Source organism: Bacteroidales bacterium (assembly GCA_021157585.1).
Classification (GTDB): Bacteria; Bacteroidota; Bacteroidia; order Bacteroidales; family UBA12170; genus UBA12170.
Genome location: JAGGWH010000143.1, coordinates 1 through 22,230, shown reverse-complemented (window position 1 = coordinate 22,230; position 22,230 = coordinate 1). Strand labels below are relative to the sequence as shown.

General features: G+C 33.4%; 14 protein-coding genes and 1 pseudogene. 5 read left to right on the top strand and 10 right to left on the bottom strand.

The features are described 5' to 3' along the window. Positions 1 to 2,123: S9 family peptidase (locus J7K39_10010; GenBank protein ID MCD6180223.1), on the bottom strand; the 2,123-nt coding region annotated here is incomplete at its 3' end. Positions 2,124 to 2,238: 115 nt separating this feature from the next. Between J7K39_10010 and J7K39_10005 the strand changes: the two genes are divergently transcribed. Beyond that, a complete protein-coding gene (locus J7K39_10005) occupies positions 2,239 to 2,838 on the top strand; it encodes a hypothetical protein (GenBank protein MCD6180222.1) in 600 nt (199 codons plus the stop codon). Between the two features lie 80 nt (positions 2,839 to 2,918). After that, positions 2,919 to 4,088, top strand: a complete 1,170-nt coding sequence (locus tag J7K39_10000) for a T9SS type A sorting domain-containing protein (GenBank protein ID MCD6180221.1) — start codon at positions 2,919 to 2,921, stop codon at positions 4,086 to 4,088. Positions 4,089 to 4,092: 4 nt separating this feature from the next. Here the strand turns inward: J7K39_10000 and J7K39_09995 are convergent, their stop codons facing one another. The 6 genes from J7K39_09995 to J7K39_09970 all read right to left on the bottom strand — a co-directional run bounded on the left by J7K39_09995 (position 4,093) and on the right by J7K39_09970 (position 9,940). Then, complete coding sequence (locus J7K39_09995) at positions 4,093 to 4,827, bottom strand: outer membrane lipoprotein-sorting protein (protein ID MCD6180220.1); 735 nt, start codon at positions 4,825 to 4,827, stop codon at positions 4,093 to 4,095. Between the two features lie 149 nt (positions 4,828 to 4,976). Further along, entirely contained in the window at positions 4,977 to 6,248 is a 1,272-nt protein-coding gene (locus J7K39_09990; GenBank protein ID MCD6180219.1) for an ABC transporter permease, read from the bottom strand. Continuing rightward, positions 6,245 to 7,414, bottom strand: a complete 1,170-nt coding sequence (locus J7K39_09985) for an FtsX-like permease family protein (protein ID MCD6180218.1) — start codon at positions 7,412 to 7,414, stop codon at positions 6,245 to 6,247. Before J7K39_09985 ends, J7K39_09990 begins: the two co-directional genes overlap by 4 nt. 28 nt (positions 7,415 to 7,442) lie before the next feature. Further along, positions 7,443 to 8,147 (bottom strand): ABC transporter ATP-binding protein, encoded by a 705-nt coding sequence (locus J7K39_09980; protein MCD6180217.1) that lies wholly within the window; start codon positions 8,145 to 8,147, stop codon positions 7,443 to 7,445. A gap of 63 nt (positions 8,148 to 8,210) precedes the next feature. Continuing rightward, positions 8,211 to 9,350, bottom strand: a complete 1,140-nt coding sequence (locus J7K39_09975; protein MCD6180216.1) for a hypothetical protein — start codon at positions 9,348 to 9,350, stop codon at positions 8,211 to 8,213. Further along, on the bottom strand, positions 9,347 to 9,940 hold the full coding sequence (locus J7K39_09970; GenBank protein ID MCD6180215.1) for a TetR/AcrR family transcriptional regulator: 594 nt from the start codon (positions 9,938 to 9,940) through the stop codon (positions 9,347 to 9,349). The genes J7K39_09975 and J7K39_09970 overlap by 4 nt, the downstream gene beginning before the upstream one ends. Positions 9,941 to 10,206: 266 nt before the next feature. Here J7K39_09970 and creD point away from each other — a divergent pair, with 266 nt between their 5' ends. After that, on the top strand, positions 10,207 to 11,529 hold the full coding sequence (creD, locus tag J7K39_09965; GenBank protein MCD6180214.1) for a cell envelope integrity protein CreD: 1,323 nt from the start codon (positions 10,207 to 10,209) through the stop codon (positions 11,527 to 11,529). Between the two features lie 168 nt (positions 11,530 to 11,697). Next, the gene (locus tag J7K39_09960; GenBank protein ID MCD6180213.1) at positions 11,698 to 15,534 is read left to right on the top strand and encodes a T9SS type A sorting domain-containing protein; all 3,837 of its coding nucleotides are present in this window, start codon (positions 11,698 to 11,700) and stop codon (positions 15,532 to 15,534) included. A 58-nt stretch (positions 15,535 to 15,592) separates the two neighbouring features. Here the strand turns inward: J7K39_09960 and J7K39_09955 are convergent, their stop codons facing one another. The 3 genes and pseudogenes from J7K39_09955 to J7K39_09945 form a co-directional block, all read right to left on the bottom strand. Next, a complete protein-coding gene (locus J7K39_09955; GenBank protein MCD6180212.1) occupies positions 15,593 to 17,269 on the bottom strand; it encodes an AMP-binding protein in 1,677 nt (558 codons plus the stop codon). 148 nt (positions 17,270 to 17,417) lie between these two features. Beyond that, the gene (locus tag J7K39_09950; GenBank protein MCD6180211.1) at positions 17,418 to 19,034 is read right to left on the bottom strand and encodes an ATP-binding cassette domain-containing protein; all 1,617 of its coding nucleotides are present in this window, start codon (positions 19,032 to 19,034) and stop codon (positions 17,418 to 17,420) included. Between the two features lie 171 nt (positions 19,035 to 19,205). Then, positions 19,206 to 20,375: pseudogene (locus tag J7K39_09945) on the bottom strand (IS4 family transposase). A gap of 308 nt (positions 20,376 to 20,683) precedes the next feature. Here J7K39_09945 and J7K39_09940 point away from each other — a divergent pair. After that, a partial coding sequence (locus J7K39_09940) for a hypothetical protein (protein ID MCD6180210.1) occupies positions 20,684 to 22,230 on the top strand: 1,547 nt, incomplete at its 3' end.

The window sequence follows — 22,230 nt, the reverse complement described above, 5'->3', positions numbered from 1 at the left end:
GTTATCCCAATTAAATCAAAGATAAAAGCATATTCTAAAGCTACTTCTTTTAAACGTTCAAAACGACCGGATGCACCACCATGTCCAAAGTCCATATTGGTTTTAAGGAGTAGGATATTATCATCCGTTTTCATAGCTCTTAGTTTTGCAACCCATTTGGCCGGTTCCCAATATTGAACTTGAGAATCATGTAATCCTGTTGTAACAAGTAAGTTGGGATAATCTTTTGCTTCTACCTGATCGTAAGGAGAATAGCTTAACATATATTCGTAAGAATCTTTGTTTTTTGGGTTTCCCCATTCGTCAAATTCTCCGGTTGTTAGCGGAATACTTTCGTCGAGCATAGTGGTAACAACATCTACAAATGGAACAGCTGCAATCACACCTTTATAAAGTTCTGGTTGAAGATTGATAATAGCTCCCATTAAGAGTCCTCCGGCACTTCCACCCATTGCAAACAAATGTTTTGGAGAAGTGTAATTCTCAGAAATTAAATATTCGGCGCAAGCATTAAAATCGGTAAACGTATTCATCTTATTAAACATTTTACCTTCTTCATACCAATAGCGTCCCATTTCTTGTCCTCCACGAATATGAGCAATGGCATAAATAAATCCGCGATCGAGCAGACTTAAACGTGCTGAACTGAAATAATCGTCCATAGAATATCCGTAAGATCCATATCCATATATTAATAAAGGATTGTCGTCTTTTGGATTAATGTCTTTTCTGTATACCAATGAAATAGGTACTTTAGTACCATCTTTAGCTGTTGCCCAAACACGTTTAGCTTCGTAATTTTCAGGGGAGAAATCGCCTAAAACTTCTTGCTGTTTTTTAATTTCTTTTACTTGAGTCTTCATATTATAATCAATGGTAGAAGACGGTGTAGTAAGTGATGAGTAGCTATAACGCAGCTTGTCAGTGGCAAAATCGGGATTGTAACTTATGCCGGCGGTATAAGTTTCTTCGCCAAAGTCGATATAATGCTCTTCTTTTGTTTTATTATTAATGATTCTGATATTTGTTAAGCCGTTTTCTTTTTCTTCAACAGCCATAAAATTATTAAAAACTTCTATTCCTAAAAGCATAACATCATCGCGATGAGCAATTACTTCTTTCCAGTTTTCTTTTCCAGTTTTCTTTTCTGATGTTTCCATCAAACGGAAGTTTTTTGCTTCCAAATTGGTTACTATATAAAACTTGTTTTTAAAATGAGTAATGCTATATTCTAAATCCCTTTCGCGCTCTTGAAAAATACGGAAGTCGCCATTAGGATTATTGGCTTCCAAAATACGGTATTCGGTAGAAACAGTAGAGCTCGATCCTATAATCAAGAATTTATTTGTTTTTGTACGATAAATAAAAGTGTTAAAAGTGGGGTCTTCTTCTACGAAAACCTCACTGGTTTTATTATTATCGCCTAAGCGATATTTAATAATCTTAGCAGAACGTAAAGATTCGTCTTTGGTTGAGAAAAAAACTGTTTTATTATCGGCAGCCCAAACAGCGCGGCCGGTAGTATTTCCAATTTTATCGGCTAAAAACTCACCGGTTTCTAAATTTAAAAATCGAATGGTATATTTTCTACGACTAACAGTATCTTCTCCAAAAGAAAGGATTTTATTATCGTCGCTAACACTTAAGCCGGAAGCAGCATAATATGCATAACCTTCTGCCAGCTTATTTACATTAAGCATAATTTGTTCATCTGCATCAAGGCTTTTAAACTTCCGACAATAAATTGGGTATTCTTTTCCTTCTTCATAGCGAGTATAATACCAATATTCGTTTTTAAAATAAGGAACAGAATTATCATCTTGTTTTATACGACCTAATATTTCATTGTATAACTTAGTTTGAAATTCTTCTGTATGCTTTAAAATAGCGTCGGTATAGGTATTTTCATCTGTTAAATATTGAACAACTTCAGGATTTTCTCTTTGGTTAAGCCAGTAGTAATTATCCACTCTAGTGTCGTTGTGGATTGTCATTTCGTGTGGAATAATTTTTGCCACAGGTGGGATAATATTCATATTTTTTGAATTGTTACAAGCCGTAAATGCAGAACTAATTGCTATTAAGGCAATAATTAAAGGTTTTGTTTTAAAGATATTTGTCATAAGATTTGTGGGTTATTTGTTTTTAAACAAAGCTAACAAATTATTAACTTTCTCGAGTTTAATAGTATGCCAATTTTTAGTTTCTTTGAAAATAATATTTGAAAATTATTTTTTTATGAAATATCCCGTTTTTTTTGATCAAGTTCCCAGTATCCAATTATCAGATTCATTAGCCAATTTTTTAGGTGCAATGGAAAATGGAATTGTTGAGTTTAATTATTTAGATGCCGTAAAGTTGGCCGGTCATAGTTGTCCGACTATTGCAGGAGCTTATTTGGTTACTTATAAAGCTTTGGAAGCTTTATATCCTAATTCTATTCCTGAAAGGGGAGGAATAAAAATTGAGATAAAAGACTCGCTAACTGATGGAGTTACTGGCGTTATTTCCAATGTAATTACGCAAATAACCGGAGCTACAAAAGAAAGTGGGTTTAAAGGAATAAATGGAAATTTTGTGCGTCATTCTTTGTTAGAGTTTGATGCCGATATTAGAGGTCAGTTCCGTTTTACGCGATTAGATACAGGAAAATCAGTAGACTTAAATTACAATACTGTTGTGCCTCCCGAGCCATCACAACAAGCTTTGATGCAAAAGTTGATTGCCAATACAGCATCAGATAATGAGAAGTCTGAATTTAGAAAACTGTGGCAAGAACGTGTGAGGAAAATTCTAATAGAGAATTTTAATAATCCGAATGTAGTAGCATTTGTGTAGATTAATATTTTTTAAAAGACATAGGGCATACTGAAATCATTCTATCTTTGCCACTCTAAAAACTTTAATCATACATATTAATGAAGATACTTTTAAGCTCTTTAATACTATTTCTATCTGTTTTTTCATTGTCGGCTCAAACTATTGAAGACCTAAATTTTGGAACAGAGTCTACTCTTGAAGTTCTAACTTGGAATCTTGAGTGGTTCCCTACGAATGGGCAGCAAACTATTGATTACGTAACACAGATAATTGAAGCCTTAGATGTTGATGTATTAGCGGTACAAGAGATAAATGATACTAATGCATTTAAGCAGTTGTTAGATAATTTAGAAGATTACGATGGCTACTTTAAATCGGGTTATTATGGTGGTTTAGAGTTGGCTTATATCTATAAAAAGGACGTAATAGAGATTATCGATATTTATGAGATTTACACTACTTCTTCTTATTGGAATGCTCTTCCACGAGCTCCTATGGTGATGGAAATGAAGTATAAAGATGAAAAATACGTTATTATCAACAATCATTATAAATGTTGTGGAGATGGGATTTTAAATTTAAATGATTCCGGAGATGAAGAGAGCCGTCGCTATGAAGCTAGTCGTTTATTAAAAGAATATATCGATTCTAATTTTCCGAATGAGAAGGTAATTGTTTTGGGTGATCTCAATGATATTTTAACTGATAATGCTTCTAATAATGTATTTCAACTTTTCTTTGATGATTCGTCTAATTATTACTTTGCGGATACGGATCTAGCTTTAAGTGATGATCCTTCTAAATGGTCTTATCCAAAGTGGCCTTCGCATATCGATCATTTATTGGTTACGAATGAGCTTTTTGAAAATTACGACCCTGCTAGTGATGTTCAGACTATTAAAATTGAGGATTATATGGGAGGTTGGGGAACATATGAAGCCAATGTTTCTGACCATCGGCCTGTGGCAATGAAAATTACTCCGACTGTAATTTCAGGACTTGATGATTTGAATTTCTTTGACTTAACTTTCTCTATTTATCCAAATCCATTTAAAGAGTCTACTACTTTATTTTTTCAAAATGTGGTGGAGGATGCCAAAATTGAAATTTATAATATAAATGGTAAGAAAGTGAATGTAATTTCTATCCCAAAAGGGGAGGCTTCAATAGTTTGGGATGCTCATAGTTTTCCGGCGGGAGTTTACTTTGTTAAGCTTATCTCTGATGGAAATACAGTAATTACGAAGAAACTAATTTTGAGCAAATAATATTTTACTGTTTTAATGCCGCTTTAGTAAAAATATACTCCTGAATTTCCTGATTGAATTTTATACCGGTAACAATAAATTCTGTACCATCTCCTTGCTTGAGCATATCTTTGTATACCATTGCTGTTGGAAACCATCGCCCTTGAACTTTTTTCACATTAGAGAAGGTGGTTTGCTTAAGAAGTTTACCGCTTTTTGCAAATAAATCTTCTTTAAGTGGGATATAACGCTCAGTATCTATCCACATTTTTCGTGTGTGATAAGCAATGTCAACTACCTTGGCTTTTAGTTCGAGGATATAACATTTTCGCCCATCAATACTTTCTTGTCCAATCACTGTTGCCGTATAAACTTCGGTTAGTTTGCGATCGTCCATCATATCTTCGTAAGATAAATCGGAGCCCATTAATGATTGGCGCAGCATATGTCCGGAAATTTGTATGATTCTGTCGGTTGAAGGTGAATAAATCCAAAGCTTATTTTCTAGCTTAAGCATCTTTGTTCCTCGTTCTCGTGCCGGAGATAAATACTCTGTAAAGGATTTTTTGTCACCAACGGAATACGAAAGAGAAGTAATGGTACGACTATTACGTTTGCCATGAATAATCATTTCTGATTCTACTATCCTGTTTTTGGATGACATATTCTCATCTACTTTTTCTAAAATTTGATCAGCATTTTGGGCGTAAGTAGCCGATGTAATCATTAGTAGTATGGTTAGATATTTTATTCTTTTCATTGTTGATTTTTTTTCTAATTATTTTTAATTGCCGCTGTTCTGTATTCTTCACTCTTCACTCTTCATTCTTCACTCTTCACTCTTCACTCTTCACTCTTCACTCTTCACTCTTCACTTTTCATTATTCATTCTTCATTCTCAAATCATCTTTAAACCTCAAGTTCTTTAAATAGTTTTGCGGTCTTCCTTTTATAAATGGCAAAGCCTGCCAGCGCATTTCCTGATACCATAGCTATAAGTCCGGGAATAAATCCAATATAAAATAATTCGGGAAAGATAGTTGCTCTGTAAACTGCGGGTAGCATCATACTTACCGTTCTTGTCATTTCACTAAAATCGAGTCCCACTTCTTGTAAATAGTAGGCCATTCCTATTCCTAATATCGTTCCTATTATTGAACCGATTATTCCAATTAAAATGGCTTCGTAAATCATAGTTTTATAAATATGACCTTTTTCTTCTCCTAAAGCCAAACGTACTCCATATTCGGTATAGCGTCGTAATCCTCCCAATAGACCTGTATTCCAGAGTACTATCGACATAGCTATAACAAAAAATGTAATCATCATTCCAATCATATTATCGGCCATTCTCAGATAGTCTCCTAATCCTGATTGTTCCTCCAGTTTATGCATTTGAGGTGAAAATTCATCGTTTGCTTTACTGTATTTTGAATTGAAGGAATCTGCTATTGCGTCAACTTTTTCTTTATCATATATTCCATCATTAAGATAGCCTAATATTTCCGTTGAACCATTTTCCATATCCAAGGCAAGCTGAGCATCGCTTATGTCAACCAAAATTGCTCCTCTATCAAGCATTGTCATTCCAAAGCGAATAGTTCCGCAAACGGTAAAAGTTTTGAAAAGCATACTCCCGTTCATAGTAGAGCCAAAGAGAGTTACTTTCTCTCCAAGTTTTACTCCGAATTTTTTTGCGAATTCATAACTTATTATTGCTTCGCCCGGTTTCTTGGGAATATCACCTTTTACTAATGATTTAAGAATATTCATCCTTTCTACTTCTTTCGGGTTATGAAAGAAGTCGATGGCTTTACCTGCCGCCGGTCCCTGAGCTCTTGTTTCACCATTTTCATCGGGAACATCCAGTAAACCACCAAAGTTAATTCGAGGAACCCAATCTATATTGGGATAATCATTCTCTAAATTTTGGATTAGCTCATCTATATTCAATAAGGCTAAATCTAAGGGCATTTGATTAACATTTTCGGCATAAGCGCGAGTCATCACCTTTACATGACCTGTGGTGAAATTTGCATTCATATTAATCATGTCGGTAAAAATACCTTTCATCCAAGCACTCATCACTATCGTTAGAAAAACGCCTAAGGAGACCACTATAATTGGAAGCAAACTTCTACTACGGTCTCTTAAAATTCCTTTTAATAAAAATTTTATCATTGTATTTTTCCTTTTAAAGCTTGGGTTGGATTCATTTTTGAGATTTTATGTGCAGGCAAATAACTTACTATAGTTGAGGAAATAATAACAATTATTACGCTGGTAATAATTAAGCCCGCACTGTAATAGGGATATAAAGTTTCTGCCATTGTTAAGCCGGAAGACTTTGCAATATCTCCGTAATAGATACCTACTTTGCTTAAATAAATAAATAGAGGGATTCCGTAAATGGCACCTACAATAGCAGCCAAAATGCTATGTGCTGCTCCTTCAACAGTAAAAATACCCACTATCTTTGTTCTTGTTAAACCTAAAGCTATATAGGTGCCTATTTCTTTCTGACGACGAAATATGGAAAGTACTTGCGTATCAAATACCGCCAATAAAGCTAAAAGAAGTAGTATTGCTTGGAGTACCATTCCTCCGCTTTTTTTCGATTCTATAATTCTGTTAAATTCGGCCAGTAAGAAATCTAAGTCTTTGAATTTCCATCCGTCGAGTTTTGTATTTTCGTAATCACGATTTGTAATTAGCATCGTAGCCTGATTTTGCAAATCGGTCATTTCCTGTACGACTTCAATATTCATATAAATTGTTCCGTTTTCAACATGTGGAACATTGCAACTGAAAATGGAAACGATTTCTATATCGAGTGCGTCAAAAGTTCCATTTTTATCGCGCCAGCGCACAAGTAGCTGATCTCCAACTTTTAGTTTTGTAGTTTTTGCCATTTCTTCACCAATAATGGCAGCGTATTTATTTTGCGAATTTTGGATATCGGCTGTAGGTAATTCCAAAATCTGTTGGTTTGGATCAACACCTTTAAGCAATGCTCCCATCAAACGACCCTGAGGATAAATAGTTACCTGCCGAATTAATATAGGTGTTACCTTATCTTCTTTTATTAGTTGTTGAACTTCATCTGAGATTTCAGTATGTGAGTCCGCTATTGTATACGGATCAAATTTGTCGTAGGATGGACTCCAAAACTGACCATTTCCTATTTCCCAGTCTTGAGTATCGTTTCGGGCTTGTCTGTTCCAACCGTCCATCATACCATTATAAAAAATGATAAGTACAAAAGCAAAGGATAATACAACGACGTTGAGCCAAGTACGAAGTCCGGCACCCATTAAGTTTCTAAAAGCTAGTTTTATGGCTAACATATCTCTTTATTTAAAAGATTTCTATTGATTATGAAAAGCTTTTTTCAAGCTGCATCATTTCATCGGCTATCACTTTTCCATCGGCCAAAGAGATTTTACGTTTAAGATACTTCATCACTTTTTCATCGTGTGTAGCAAAGATAAATGTAGTTTTAAACTCTTCATTTAGCTTGAGCATTGTTTGTAAGATGTTATGAGAGTTTTTAGAATCAAGGTTAGCAGTGGGTTCATCGGCTAAAACGATTTTTGGTTTTTTAACCATAGCACGAGCAATGGCAACGCGCTGACTTTCGCCTCCGGAAAGCATAGCCGGTTTTGATTTTATTTTATCTGTAAGTCCGACCCATTCTAAAGCTTCCATAACTGCTTTTTTACGGTCTGAGCTACTCATATTCTGTAACAACAAAGCAAATTCCACATTTTCGTAAACCGTGTAAACAGGCAATAAATTATAGGTTTGAAAAATAAAACCAAGATGAATATTTCGTAGCAAAGCCGATTGTTTATGACTAAGTGTTGCTACATTTTGACCAATAACGGTGGCACTTCCTTCAGAAGGTGTATCGAGTGATCCTATAATATTTAGTAAAGTTGTTTTTCCCGAACCGCTAGGCCCGACTAAACCAAGAAATTCGCCTTCGGTAATTGATAAATCAATATTTTTTAAAGCCGTAAATTCTCCGTTTCCAACGGGGAAGCGTTTAGTCATTCCTTCAATTTTGATTATTTCCATTGTATTTTGTTTTAATGTCCACAGAAAATTAATTGTATACGCTAAGACTTTATAATTCCATTTTTAATGATTAAAAACTAGCATCAGTTGTATTCCTTTTCCGCCGTAAAGGTTATTTGTCCCTCCGGCAGTGGGTAGTGTTGAGCTTATCGGATTCCAATAAGCCATTATGTTAATACTTATAGAGTTTAATTTCTTTTGCCAATTAAAAAAATTATAGACCGTGTTATTGGCGCTATCGTAATAAAATATAGCGTTCACATTGTCGAATAGTCCAACCGGATAATTTATTGAAGTGGCTAAAAAATGGATAGGGTCTTTAAATTCAAAAGCCTTAGTATCATTGGCAGCGGTGAAATATTCTAGAGCTAAATACAAGCCATTTCCAATCCCAAAAGTATAATCTGCTCCCAGTGTTATCATTTCTTGATTTGTAAGCATTCCAAGATTTGCATTTTTATTTGCCCAAGAGCCCTCAAGCCACAGACCTATATGCCAATCTATTTTAATATCGAAGCCCATCTTATTTTCTGCAACGGCTGTTAATGGTAGTGTTGTTCCCATTAATGAGCTCATATCAATTGTTTGATGGTGGAAAGTTAAACCTATTTCACTTTCCATTAAGGGAAACTGTATCCTTCCCCCGTATTCCGGATAATCTTTATTCCTTTGAGCTATTTCCCAAGCACGTGGATCTTCATTTCCATAAAGCATCCAAGCCCAAATATTGGCATTATTTAAAAAATAGTAGCGCCCTAAAATACCCCAAACACCATCGGTTAAATTTAGCGGATCTCGAGCATCCATTTCGTCGAACCACATCAAAGGGCGAAACATAATTGCAGATCCAAAGTTTATTTTTTGAAGTCCGGCTCTGAGTTCGAATTGTTTTCCCGAATAGCGCATCCAAGCACGATAGGGTTTTATTTCTCCATCGGTAAACGTTGAATCTGAAATGTTGGATCCGAGACTCCCAAAAATATTTGCGGAAACTTCTACATCAAAAAGTTGATTGTTTTTTGTTGAATACAAATAGTTTAATTGAGGAATATATCGTGCTCCCGTCCAAAAGGATAAATCCTTTTCGGTATTGTAATTTAACCAAGCGGATAATTGTCCTTTAAATATGAGTGTATCTTGAGCATTTAAAAAATGGCTGAATACTGTTGTTAAGAATAGGAGAGTGAGTATAGCTCGTTTCATTTGTCTAAGTGTTTGGCTCCGATACCATAAAAAAAGAATTCAGTTGCTTCCATAATTAAATCTTGTGGTTTTTCGTATTTTGAAAGCAGTTCAGGATCACTTGCCATTTGTAGCATATGATTGAAATAATAAAGGATAAAATCTACTTTTATATCTTGTCGAATATACCCTTTCTTTTGGGAATCCAATAAAAACTCCATGGTTAGAGCTAAAGATTTATTTATTTGCTCTTCCATATAGGGCATAAGTCCTAATTCCCGATTTTGGTATATATCAGCGATAAATTCCTGACCAATATCTTTGGTGCTCTCAAGTTTCATTTTGATTAAGTCTTCTACCTTATCTGTAAAGGCATAATCTTTATGAATAACAGCTTCGTATTTTTTTAGTCTATAATCAACAATCTTTTTTAAAATTTCAAGAGATAGTTCGCGCTTGTTCTTAAAAAATTTATAAAAAGTCATTTTGCTAACTTTTGCATGGGAGCAGATTTCTTCTACCGATACACGCCTTATCCCATGCTTCCAGAATAACTCTTTTCCTGCGCTAAGAATATGTTGATATTTTATATTTTGGTTATTATTTGACATTATTAATATGTTTACGAATAGTTGTCAAATATACGAAATATTTATGATTTAATATGAATCGTATAATTTATTATTATAGTCTGATAATAAAAATGGGGGAGTTCTTTCAATTAGGTAGCTAATATGTTTATCTTTATGCCTGTATAAAAAGAGTTTTAACTTTAAACAATTTCATTAAATAAGGAATAATTTCAATCAAAGTAGATGATATTCCTTAGTAGGTATAGACTCAATTAAAATGATTGAAATCAACATAAAAGAAAATCATGAGTAAGTTAAAAAACAATTTATTATTAAAAACTTTATTAATAGGTTTTATTGCATTGCTTTTGTTGATACCAACATCAATGATTGGGAATCTAATTTATGAGAGAGAGAACACACAAAAAGAGGCTGTTGTGGAGGTTAGCTCTAAATGGGGAAATGCACAAACATTAACAGGACCTATATTGTCCGTCCCTTATACTCGTTATGTTAAACAATTTTCTGAAAGGGATTCTACAGAAAAGATTATTCAATTTAAAGAGTATATCCATTTTTTACCGGATATTTTAAAAATTGATGGATTTATTCAGCCCGAGAAAAGATACAGAGGTATTTATGAAGTTGTTGTGTACAATTCAGAAATAAATTTTTCAGGAAGGTTTAACACCTTGGATTTTAAGGCTTTGGATATACCTTTGAATGACATTCAGTTTGATAAAGCATTTGTTTCTATTGGAATAAATGATTTGCGAGGGATTGAAAAGCAAATAGATATGAAATGGAATAGCGAAACTATTTTATTTAATCCGGGGACTGTTACTCACGATATTATGCAAAGCGGGATTAATGCAGAAATTAATATTGATTTGAATAAAGAATCTTCGTTTGATTTTTCGTTTACTTTGTATTTAAAAGGCAGCCAAGCACTTCGTTTTGTTCCTGTTGGTAAAGTGACGGATTTACAATTGGAATCTGAATGGACCAATCCGAGTTTTAATGGTGTCTTTTTGCCTGATAGTAGAACGATTGACGAAAGTGGATTTAAAGCGCATTGGAATATCTTACATTTGAATCGTAATTTCCCTCAAGTTTGGGTTGGTAATCAATATTCTGTGAAAGATTCAGATTTTGGCGTTGATTTATTGCTTCCTGTTGACAATTATCAGAAATCTACCAGAACAATTAAGTATGCAATTCTTTTTATTGCCCTTACTTTTATGGTCTTCTTTTTTGTTGAGATAATGAATAAGAAATTTATTCATCCCGTTCAATATATTTTAGTTGGGTTTTCGTTAATTATTTTCTTTTCATTATTATTGGCATTATCGGAGTATATGAAATTTAATTATGCATTTATTCTTTCCGCTTTTTCAACTTTACTTCTTATAACTGCTTATGTTAAAGCAATACTAAAATCGAATAATTTAACTTTCCTTATTTCAGGTATCTTGTTTATTTTATACAGTTTTATTTTTGTAATAATTCAACTTCAAGATTATGCCCTTTTGATTGGAAGTATAGGACTGTTTGTTATTTTGGCTATTGTTATGTATTTCTCAAGAAAAATTGATTGGTATAATATTGATATGGGAGAGAGTGATTAGGGTTTAATATAGCTATTGATAAAGTTAGTGTTAACTTATTAATTTTCTTGCTTTTACAAAAGCATACGGAATATTCACATTTACAAATTTAAAACCTTCTCTTACGTATTATTGTTTGAAGCTTTATTAGCAGTATTGTAGTTTCGTTATAGATTAAAAACCCAAACAATGAAACGCATCACTCTTCAAACAGTTTTTTTGTTTCTATCGCTATTTAGTTTTGGTCAAAGTCATAAGTTGGCTATACTGGATTTATGTGAACGAAATAATGAGGTCAATAAAGAAAATTTAGCAAGTGCCATCCATATGGCAGAAGTAGCCGGAATGCCTTATGTAATAACTACTAATCCTACCGAGGCTAACACTTATCCATTTGTCTTGATAACTTCTCCACTAAAGGATGAAACTTTGCAGTTGGATGAAATTGAACAACTGACTAATTATGTTCACGATGGTGGTATTTTAGTTGCCCCATTTATTAGTAGTGAGAATTATTTTGATCTTTTTGGAATAAATTCTTCAAGTCTGGAAACAAATCGCTATTGGATGCGATGGGATATGAGTTCTAATCACCCTGAGTTAAAATGGGTGAATGAAGAGCTGGAACAAGAGCTGCCTTTGGCCGATTCGGAATATTATCGATCTATTTCTACGCGAGCTTATACGGTTTCACAAGCATCTGCTTTAGCTTTTTTTGAAGATAACTCTATTGCGATTACAGTAAATAATTTGGGAGAAGGAAAAGCCTATACTTTGGGGTTTGATTTAAGAGATATTATTTTAAAAAATTTAATGAATAAAGATTATAATGCTCATCGTACATATTCCAATGGTTTTGAACCAACTACTGATATGTTTTTATTGTTCTTGAGAGCGGTATATACAACTAATCAAGAAGTAGCTATCTATAAACACACTTCTCCGGGAAATTCAACATCAGCATTACTGATAACTCACGATGTGGATAGTCAAACAGGTGTAGACTCTATGTTTTATTTCTCAGAATGGGAAGCAAATAATGGGATAAAGGCACATTACTTTGTGACTACTCATTATTTTAGAGATGCTCGAATGTCTAACTATTACGAAGAAAAAGATTTACCCAAGCTAAGAGATTTATTGGCAGACGGACATGTAATAGGTAGCCATTCTGTAGGTCATTTTCCTGATTTTGCCGACAGAACACTTTTCCCGATAGGAGAGACCGGAAATACAAAAGAAAATTACCACCCCGTTTATCAAGATGGCTCTACAACAGGAGGTACAGTTACAGGAGAATTAGAAGTATCTCGAGATCTTCTTAATACAGATATTGGTGCAAATGTTCGCTCTTTTCGTGCGGGTCATTTGGCTTTTAATTTGCGCCTGATTAATGTGATGTCGGATATGGGTTATGCTTTTAATTCAACGAATAGCGCTAATGATGTCTTGACGAATTTTCCTTATCGCCAAAGAACTAATTGTGCATATAGTGGAGAGCCAACAGAGGTTTATGAGATACCTTTAACCATATCTGATGCATCAAAAAATCATCCATTATCTGAAGAGACTTTTGATGATGCTGTTGAAAATTGGGCCAATGTTGTAATCAAAAATGATGATAATAACGCACCAACTATTTTGCTTATTCATCCAAATAGAGGCTGGAAATTAGATGCGCTTAAAGGCTTAGTTAGCAAAATTCCATCTACAGTTATTCCATTTGAATTTGATGCCTTTGGCGATTATTGGTTAGCACGTCGTGATTTGGATTTTGATTATGCTTTAGCAGAAAATAAGCTTCAAATACAATTTGTAAATGATATTGCAATAGACGAAAATCAAAGTTTGGTTATTAGCAACGGGAAAAACTTGGAAAGTATTGTTCTGCTTAATCTATCGGGCGAAGCTCTTACTTTTCAATCTGAAAATTGGAAGGATAACGATATTTTAATTACACGAATTGGAAACAATTCAGAACCACCTGTAGAAGTTAAAACTCATCGTTTGGCTATACTCGATATTTGCGATAGAAATGGGGAAACAAATAAAGAAAATTTATCTAGTACTCTTCAAATGGCTGATGTTGCAGGAATTCCATTTTCTGTTACTACTTCATTAACTGAAGCTTGTAGTATGGATTTTATTTTGATTACTTCTGCTTTGAAAGAAGAAACTTTGAGTAGTGAGGAAATTAATCAGCTGAAGACATGGGTTTCCGAGGGTGGAATATTAATAGCTCCTTTTATTAAAAGTACCGATTTGTTTGATTTATTTGGTATTCAAACTACTAAATTAGATAGGTATCGCTATACATTAAACTGGACAGAAGATGATACTTTTGATGAGTTAAAATGGATTGATGATTCATTGGAAAGAACTCTTCCTTTGGCAGATGCCAACTATTATAAATCTATTTATACTCGTGGATATACTATTGCAAATGCTCAGGCAATGGCTACATTTGAGGATGGTAAAATAGCCGTTTGTCGGAATAATTATGGCGACGGAAAAGCCTATGCGTTTGGAGTAGAGTGGAAAGATGTGATTTTGCGTAATTTGCTTAATAAAGATTATAAGGCTCAACGTTCTTATTCCAATGGTTTTGAGCCGACTACCGATGTTTTCATGCTAATGTTAAGAGCAATATTTACTGAAAATCAAGAAGTGTCGGTTTACAAACATACTTCCCCCGGTGAATCAACATCCACTCTTTTGGTTACTCACGATGTAGATAGTAGAAAGATTATTGCTACTATGGATGTTTTTTCTAATTGGGAATTTGTTCAAGATATTAGTACTCACTATTTTGTGGCTACTCATTATTTTAAGGATAGCTATATGAGTGCTTATTATGAAGCTTCTAATTTTGAAATAATTCAGGAGTTACCTCAACGTAATCATACTATCGGAAGTCATTCTGTTGGTCATTTCCCCGATTTTGCCAAGACTTCAGTATTTCCTACCGGAGAGCCTGGAAATACACAGTTTTCTTATCAGCCTTTTTATAACGGTTCTTATACCGTGGGCGGTACTGTTTACGGAGAGTTAGAAGTTTCGCGCGATTTATTGAATAACGATATTGGAGCAAATGTTCGTTCTTTTCGCGCAGGTGCTTTAGCTTTTAATAATCATTTGGCTAATGTAATGGATAATCTGGGTTATGCTTTTAGTTCTTCTATGAGTGCAAATAATGTCTTAACTAATTTCCCTTATTTTCAACGCACTAATAGAGCTTTTAGTGGTAATCAAACCAATGTTTTAGAGATTCCGTTAACCATAAAGGATGCATCAACAAGGATTAAGTTAGAGGAAACAAATATTGATGAAGTTGTAGATGTTTGGACAGATGTAATAGTGAGAAATGATAGAAATAATGCTTCTTCTACATTACTTATTTCACCAAATCGTGATTGGAAATTAGAGGCTTTACAGAATTTATTGGAAAGTATTCCATCAACTGTTATTACTTACAATTTTGAAGATTTTGGCGATTATTGGTTGGATAGGAGTGCTCTTGATTTTGATTATTCTATAAACAATGGCATCTTAACTGTCGAAATAAATTCAGATGAATTACCTGCCGAAGATTTGAGTATGGTTGTTGAAAATGGTTCGCAACTGGATCAAGTTATGGTTAATAACAATCAAGGAGAGCCTATAAGTTTTAGTTTGAAAGATTGGAATGGAAATGATATGTTAATCACTTTTGGTTCACAAGAACTGAGACAGCAAAAAATGTCTAAGATTAATATTAAGGATATAGTTGAGGAATCACAGTTTAGTTTATTCCCAAATCCTGCAAAAGGTTTTGTGAACTTGCTTTTTAATTTGGAGATAGAAGGTGATTATACAATTCGAGTTATGGATATCAATGGACGTATAATGCAGCAGTGGTCAGGGTTTGCAGAAAAGGGGTCTTCTATGCAACGTATTGATTTGTCAGTGTTTAGCAGAGGGATATATCTAATAGATTTTAAATCGGCTAATATTAAAGAAACCCTTAAACTTAGTATAACTCACTAATTCATTCTTGAAAACAGAACAATTAATGAGTTATATTTCTAACTATTTGTAAGGTCGGTTATTTATATAAATAACGTTTGATTTTTTTCGTTGCTGTTTTTATAAATGGTTCCGGATGAATAATTAATGACTGAATTCGGGAAATCTTATTTACTCTTGTATTAATGTATTGTTTAAGTTCGTTTGCTAATTCGTTTATAGTTTCGTCTACTCGTTTTGAGATTTCATCAAATTTGTCATCAACTTTATGGCTGATGTCTGTTTTAATGCTTTTTAGCTTCTTTTCCAACTCTTCTCTATCAAAATGAACTAAAGCAACGAGCTTGCCTTTTTGCTCTATAACTATTGATTCTACAACACAGCGAAAGTTATTAATTAAAGATTCTATTTCTTCAGGATAGATATTTTCTCCATTTGCACCTACAATCATATTTTTTAAGCGCCCTTTATGAGTAAGCACTCCTTTTTTATCGTAAACACCTAAGTCTCCGGTTTTAAACCAGCCATCTTCGGTTAATACTTCTTTTGTCTTTTCTTCATTTTTATAGTATCCTAACATCACATTCGGACCTTTAGCCCAAATTTCTCCTTCACCGGTTTTTGGATTAGGATTATTTATGATTAATTCAAGATTATCGACTTTTGTTCCTATGGCTTGAAATTTTGTTTCAGTTGGATTAGATCCTGCAAGTAATGGTGCAGTTTCCGTTAATCCGTATCCAATAGCATAAGGAAATTTAGCATCGCGAAGAAATTGCTCTACAACGGGATCTAGTTTTGCTCCTCCTATGCCAAAAAATTTAAGGTTTCCGCCAAAAGTTTGATATAGTTTTTTTCCGGCTATTCTATAAACTAATTTACGAGTAGGAGCAAACTTATGCATAAGTCGCGTAGCAGTTTTTTTCTGGATAGTTGGTAAAACGCTGGCTTTGAATACTTTCTCTATAATCAAAGGAACGGTGAGCATAATATCCGGTTTCACTTTTTGCATTGCAGGTAATAAAACACTGGCAACAGGAGGCTTGCTTAAGTAAGTTACGTTGGCTCCTTTTAAAATTGGTAATATCAGTCCTATAGTATTTTCGTAGGTATGCGACAGTGGTAAAACAGATAGGAATTTGTCGCCCTCAAGTATTTCCTGTATTCCGTCTGACTGAAAAGCATTTGTAAGTATGTTTTTTTGCGATAGCATAACGCCTTTGGAGTCGCCGGTAGTCCCTGATGTGTAAAGCAGTACAGATAATTTATTTTCGTCAGGAGAATAAGTTTTGGAACTTTGAATATTTTCATCAAAGACAATATTCTTATTTTTTGATTTCAGAATGTCGAAGTTGTCAATACGTACAATTGTTTCAACAGTATCCGTTTTTACTTCTTTTAATCTGAATTCTAAACTTTTAGAAATAAAAATTGCTTTGGCTTCGGAATGTTGTAATACATTTTGTAATTCAAAAGAATTAAAGTCGGGTAAAACCGGTACAGCAACAACCCCCATGCATTGTAAAGCAAAGTAAACCACGCCCCAATTGGGCATATTCTGACTGTAAATAACTACTTTGTCGTCGGGATTAATATCAGATGTTTCCAAAAATGCTTTAACAGCTCCTATCATCTTACCCATTTGTGCGTAAGTCATAGGCTCTTCGTCAACATATCCTAATGCATTATTTTTTGCATATCTCGAAACAACATCAGGAATAATAGTTGAAAAACTAAGTTGGTCGAATTTTCTCATAAAAAAAATATTAAGTTACAAAGATAGATTATATCAATATGAAAAATGATATTTATTCTTTAAGAATTGTTAAAGTGTAGACATGAAAAAATAATAAAGAGATAATTATATCTATTCTTATGATCTTCGGACTGCTATAGTTAGAAGATTACACTTGATACATTTTTTCTCTTTGTGCTTGTATCTTTTCGTCAACAATATAGTCATCGTAATTCATTAGTTTATCTATAATTCCGTTTGGTGTGAGTTCAATAATACGATTACAAACAGATTGGATAAACTCATGATCGTGAGATGACATAAACACATTACCCGGGTATTTTACCAAGTTATTATTGAATGCCTGAATAGATTCTAAGTCGAGATGATTTGTAGGTGTATCTAATACTAATGCATTGGCGTTTACAAGCATCATTTTTGAAATCATACAACGGATTTTTTCTCCTCCGGAAAGTACATCTACTTGTTTATGAATATCTTCTCCTGCAAATAACATCTTCCCTAAATACCCTCTAATGTACAGATCAGTTGTATCGTTGGTAAATTGACAGAGCCAATCGAAAAGGCTTAATTTATTTCTAAAAAATGGAGAATTATCTACAGGGAGATATGCTTTAGTAATGGTTTGTCCCCATTCGTATATTCCGTCATCTGCTTTTTGCTTTCCATTTATAATCTCAAAAAAAGCTGTCATTGCGCGTGGGTCTTTTGATAGGAATGCAATTTTATCGCCTTTGTTAGCATAGAATTCAACATCTCTAAATAATATTTTACCATCAATACTTGCGCTTAAACCGCTTACTTCAAGGATTTTATCTCCTGCTTCGCGTTCCGGAGTAAATATTATCCCGGGGTATTTTCTTGTTGAAGGTTGAATATCTTCAATATTAAGCTTTTCAATCATTTTTTTACGACTGGTAGCTTGCTTAGATTTTGAAACATTAGCACTAAAACGTCGGATAAATTCCTGAAGCTCTTTCTTTTTATCCTCAGCTTTTTTGTTTTGCATCTGAGCTTGTTTAAGAGCTAACTGACTGCTGTGATACCAAAAGCTGTAATTACCTGCAAAGAGTTGTACTTTGCCAAAGTCGATATCAACGGTATGTGTACTGATAGTATCCAAAAAGTGCCTATCGTGCGAAACAACCAAAACGGTATTTTCATAATTGGCTAAGTAATTTTCTAACCACATTACTGTTTCAAGGTCGAGGTCGTTAGTTGGTTCATCGAGGAGAAGATTGTCGGGTTTGCCAAAAAGAGCTTGAGCCAATAATACTCTTACTTTTTGTTTTCCGCTCATATCTTTCATTAAGGTATAATGAAATTCTTCTTTAATTCCTAAATCGCTCAAAAGAGAAGCGGCATCGCTTTCTGCATTCCAACCGTCCATATCGGCAAATTTCTCTTCCAATTCGGCTGCTTTAATACCATCAGCATCTGTAAAGTCTGCTTTTGCGTATAAAGCATCTTTAGTTTGCATAATATCCCACAATTCAGCATGACCTTTCATTACAGTATTCAGAACTGAGAATTCGTCGAAAGCAAAGTGATCCTGACTTAAGACCGAGAGTCTTTCACCGGGTCCTAAACTGATATGTCCGGCAGCGGTATCAATTTCGCCGGAGATGGCTTTTAATAAAGTTGATTTCCCAGCTCCGTTTGCTCCAATAACTCCATAGCAATTTCCTGGCTGAAACTGCATATTTACATCTTGAAACAAGACTCTTTTACCAAACTGAATTCTTAAATCTGCAATTGTAATCATTTGAATGTATTTTAATAGTATTTGTTCTCGAAAAAGTTTGCAAAAGTAGGGATAATTATTTAATGTAATTGTATTAAATAGTTAAGAATAAATGTGTTTTAAATCCCGTCCTAAATAAAATTTACAAAAATATTTTTAGCCGCTATACCTTAAGCACAGCATTAATTGTTTTCAAAAATGAAAAAGAACCCCTTGTGCATTAATGTTTGGTGGTTTTTCCTTTTTTAAGAAAGGTTCATTGAGCCATTTTATTAAATCAATTTTGACAAATAAATTTAGTCTAATAAAAGCCACTAAATTTGAAAGATACCAATTGTATTTAGCCAATTGCTTTAAATACTTCAAAATTAAAATTGTTATCATAGCAGTCCATATCTGTATCATAACTGCATTTTGGCTTGTTCCAATAAATGATTTAATGTGTTGTTTGATTTCCCTAAAAAATATTTCTATTTGCCATCTACTTTTGTACAGTTCGCTAATTGTATTAGCGCACCAAGTCATATTGTTTGTAATAACTTCTATTACTTATTCATTTTTTTCATCCCAAATAGCCACTCTTCTGAGTTTTTTAGAGTATTTCTTTTTTGATTGTAATCCTGTTAGTTCAATAATTTCATCTTTCAATAAATTTTGATGTCTATTTTCTGGAAGTTCTTTTTCTTTAACAGACCGAAATTTAATGTTTTCTTTATGCCTAATTACGTAAAATACGCCTGTGCTGTCCCAAACATTTAGTAATGAAAAATCATTATAAAATCTATCTGCAACAATAACGCTTCCTTTTAATAAGGGTATTTCATATGCCCCTTTATTATCGGCAGTTTTACCATCTGTAATATTTACATAAGCAGGTAAATTACCATCATAATCAAGTAGAGTATGCATTTTTATTGCACCCTTTTTAGTTTTGTATTTTGCCCAATCAAAAAGAGACAAGCATAAACTAACTGTACTTGAATCGAGTAAAAATATTTTTGATTTAATTCTAAATTTAACTTGCTTAAATCCTGCTTGCTGTCCTAAATGTTCTAACAGCTTGTAATAGTAATCCTGAAAGAGTTCCCAATTATTATTCTTGTTTTGATAACCAAGGTTAGATTTAGAAGGAGGGTGTACATTACCTAAATGATTTAAATTTCCTGTGGCTGATTTTAAACCATTACTTATATCTCGGAGTGATTGACTTTTTGCAAAATGACAAAAAAGCATGGATACTAAATGAGCCCAACTATCAAATCCTTTATTATGCTTATCTGAATCGTGAGTCTTTACAAGTTTATTGAAAATTGAACGGTCTAATCTTTGAATAATTTGTCCAAATAATGTTATATTTGTCATAAGAGAGTGGTTTTTTGTTGTTCAACTCAAAGATAATTTGAGATACTTAATTTTCACTCTCTTTTTTTACTTTTTTTTAATCGTTTAGGACGGGATTGATATTTTAATATATTTTCGATAAATTTTGTTATTTTTACATGATTAAAAAAACAGCAAGTGGTTATCTGTGGAGTGTTTCGAATCAATATTAGTTATAGTAGATTACTATAAATGGTTTATACTGATTAATTGTTAAGAAATCCGAAATCTTACTATTCGGTTAGCATGAAAATAAATTTGATTGATAAAAATGTAATTAAAGATACAGGTTGAAAAACAAAGGATTTTTTATTGGCATTCTAATCGCCGCCATATTTGTTGTTTCTTGTGAAAGAGAGCAGGATTCAACCGTTTTAAAGAATTCAAGTTCTGACTTAAAACTAGATATAGAGCTTGGAGGTGCTAATAATACTATTGAAGAATTGCTTGATACTTCAAAAATTTTAGATTTAAAATATACAATAGAACAATTAGATAATACCAAAGGGCTTTCAAACAGTTCGGTTAATGCAATATTTCAGGATTCAGAAAATTTATTATGGATAGGCACTTGGGATGGATTAAACAGATACGATGGGAGTAACTTCAAAATTTTCAGACCGGAGCTGAATAATGAAAAAAGTTTATCCAATCAGGTAATACTGAAAATAGATGAAGATAATGCCGGTAGTATTTGGATATTGACAATACACGGGATTAATAGCTATGATAAAAAATCGAATACGTTTCAGCGTTATTATTTTTCAAGAAAAAAAATATCTCCTTTAACTGAATCGGAATTCAATATGACTCTAGATAATTCAAAGAGGGTTTTCTGTGCTATTAAGGGTTGGGGAATAGGGTACTTTGATGGCATTGATTTTAAATTATTAGAGACCAAAAAACTTCCAGCAAAAGCTGTCAAAAATATGGAATTCACATCAAAAGGTGAATTATTGGTGTTATTCGAAAACAACGAACTTTTTTTATTAACCCTTGACACTAAAAATGGTGGTGAATTAATAATATCAGAAAATAAAATAATATCAGAAAATATTCGAGAATTCGGGATACTGCCAAATCGGAAAATTTGTACCATTTTAATAACAGGAGATGTTAAAGTACATTCACTATTGGATAATAGTGACGTGACGATAGATAAAAAGGACGTTCAAAATATCACTGGATATACTACTGAAGGAATTGTTCTCTTGAGTAAATCAGGGTATTTTATGATTGATAGCTCAGGAAATATTGGCAATAAATCCTGGTTAAAGTACTTAAATAATCAAAAGATAACTACATTATTACAAGGAAATGAAAATATAATTTGGACGGGCACTGATGGAGACGGACTCTTTAAAATGTACCCTCTTAGAAAGGCGTTTAACCTAATCTCGAAAGCACAAGTACCCGAGATTGAAGGGGGTATTGTTAGGGCGTTTTTAGTAGAGGAAGGAAAATCTATTTGGATTGGTACAAAAGGAAAAGGCTTATTCCACTTTCCTTCAAAATTCAATCTAAATTCCATCAAACCATTAAAATATGAAATTTTCGATGAAAGTAACAGCTCAATTAACAATGCTGTATTTGCACTTTGCAAAGGACAAGACGATCTGATTTTTGTTGGAACGGATGGAGAGGGGATTAATGTTTTTGATACAAAAAAATCGAAACTTATTAGCTGGTCAGAAATTGTTGGAAACGAAATTTGTGAATACTTTAAGTCAACATATACAATTTATCAAGATAAAAAGGGATTTATTTGGCTTGGAACGAATGGTTATGGAATGATTCGTTTAAAAATAGAGCGTCAAGAGGAGAGGTTAAAAGTAAC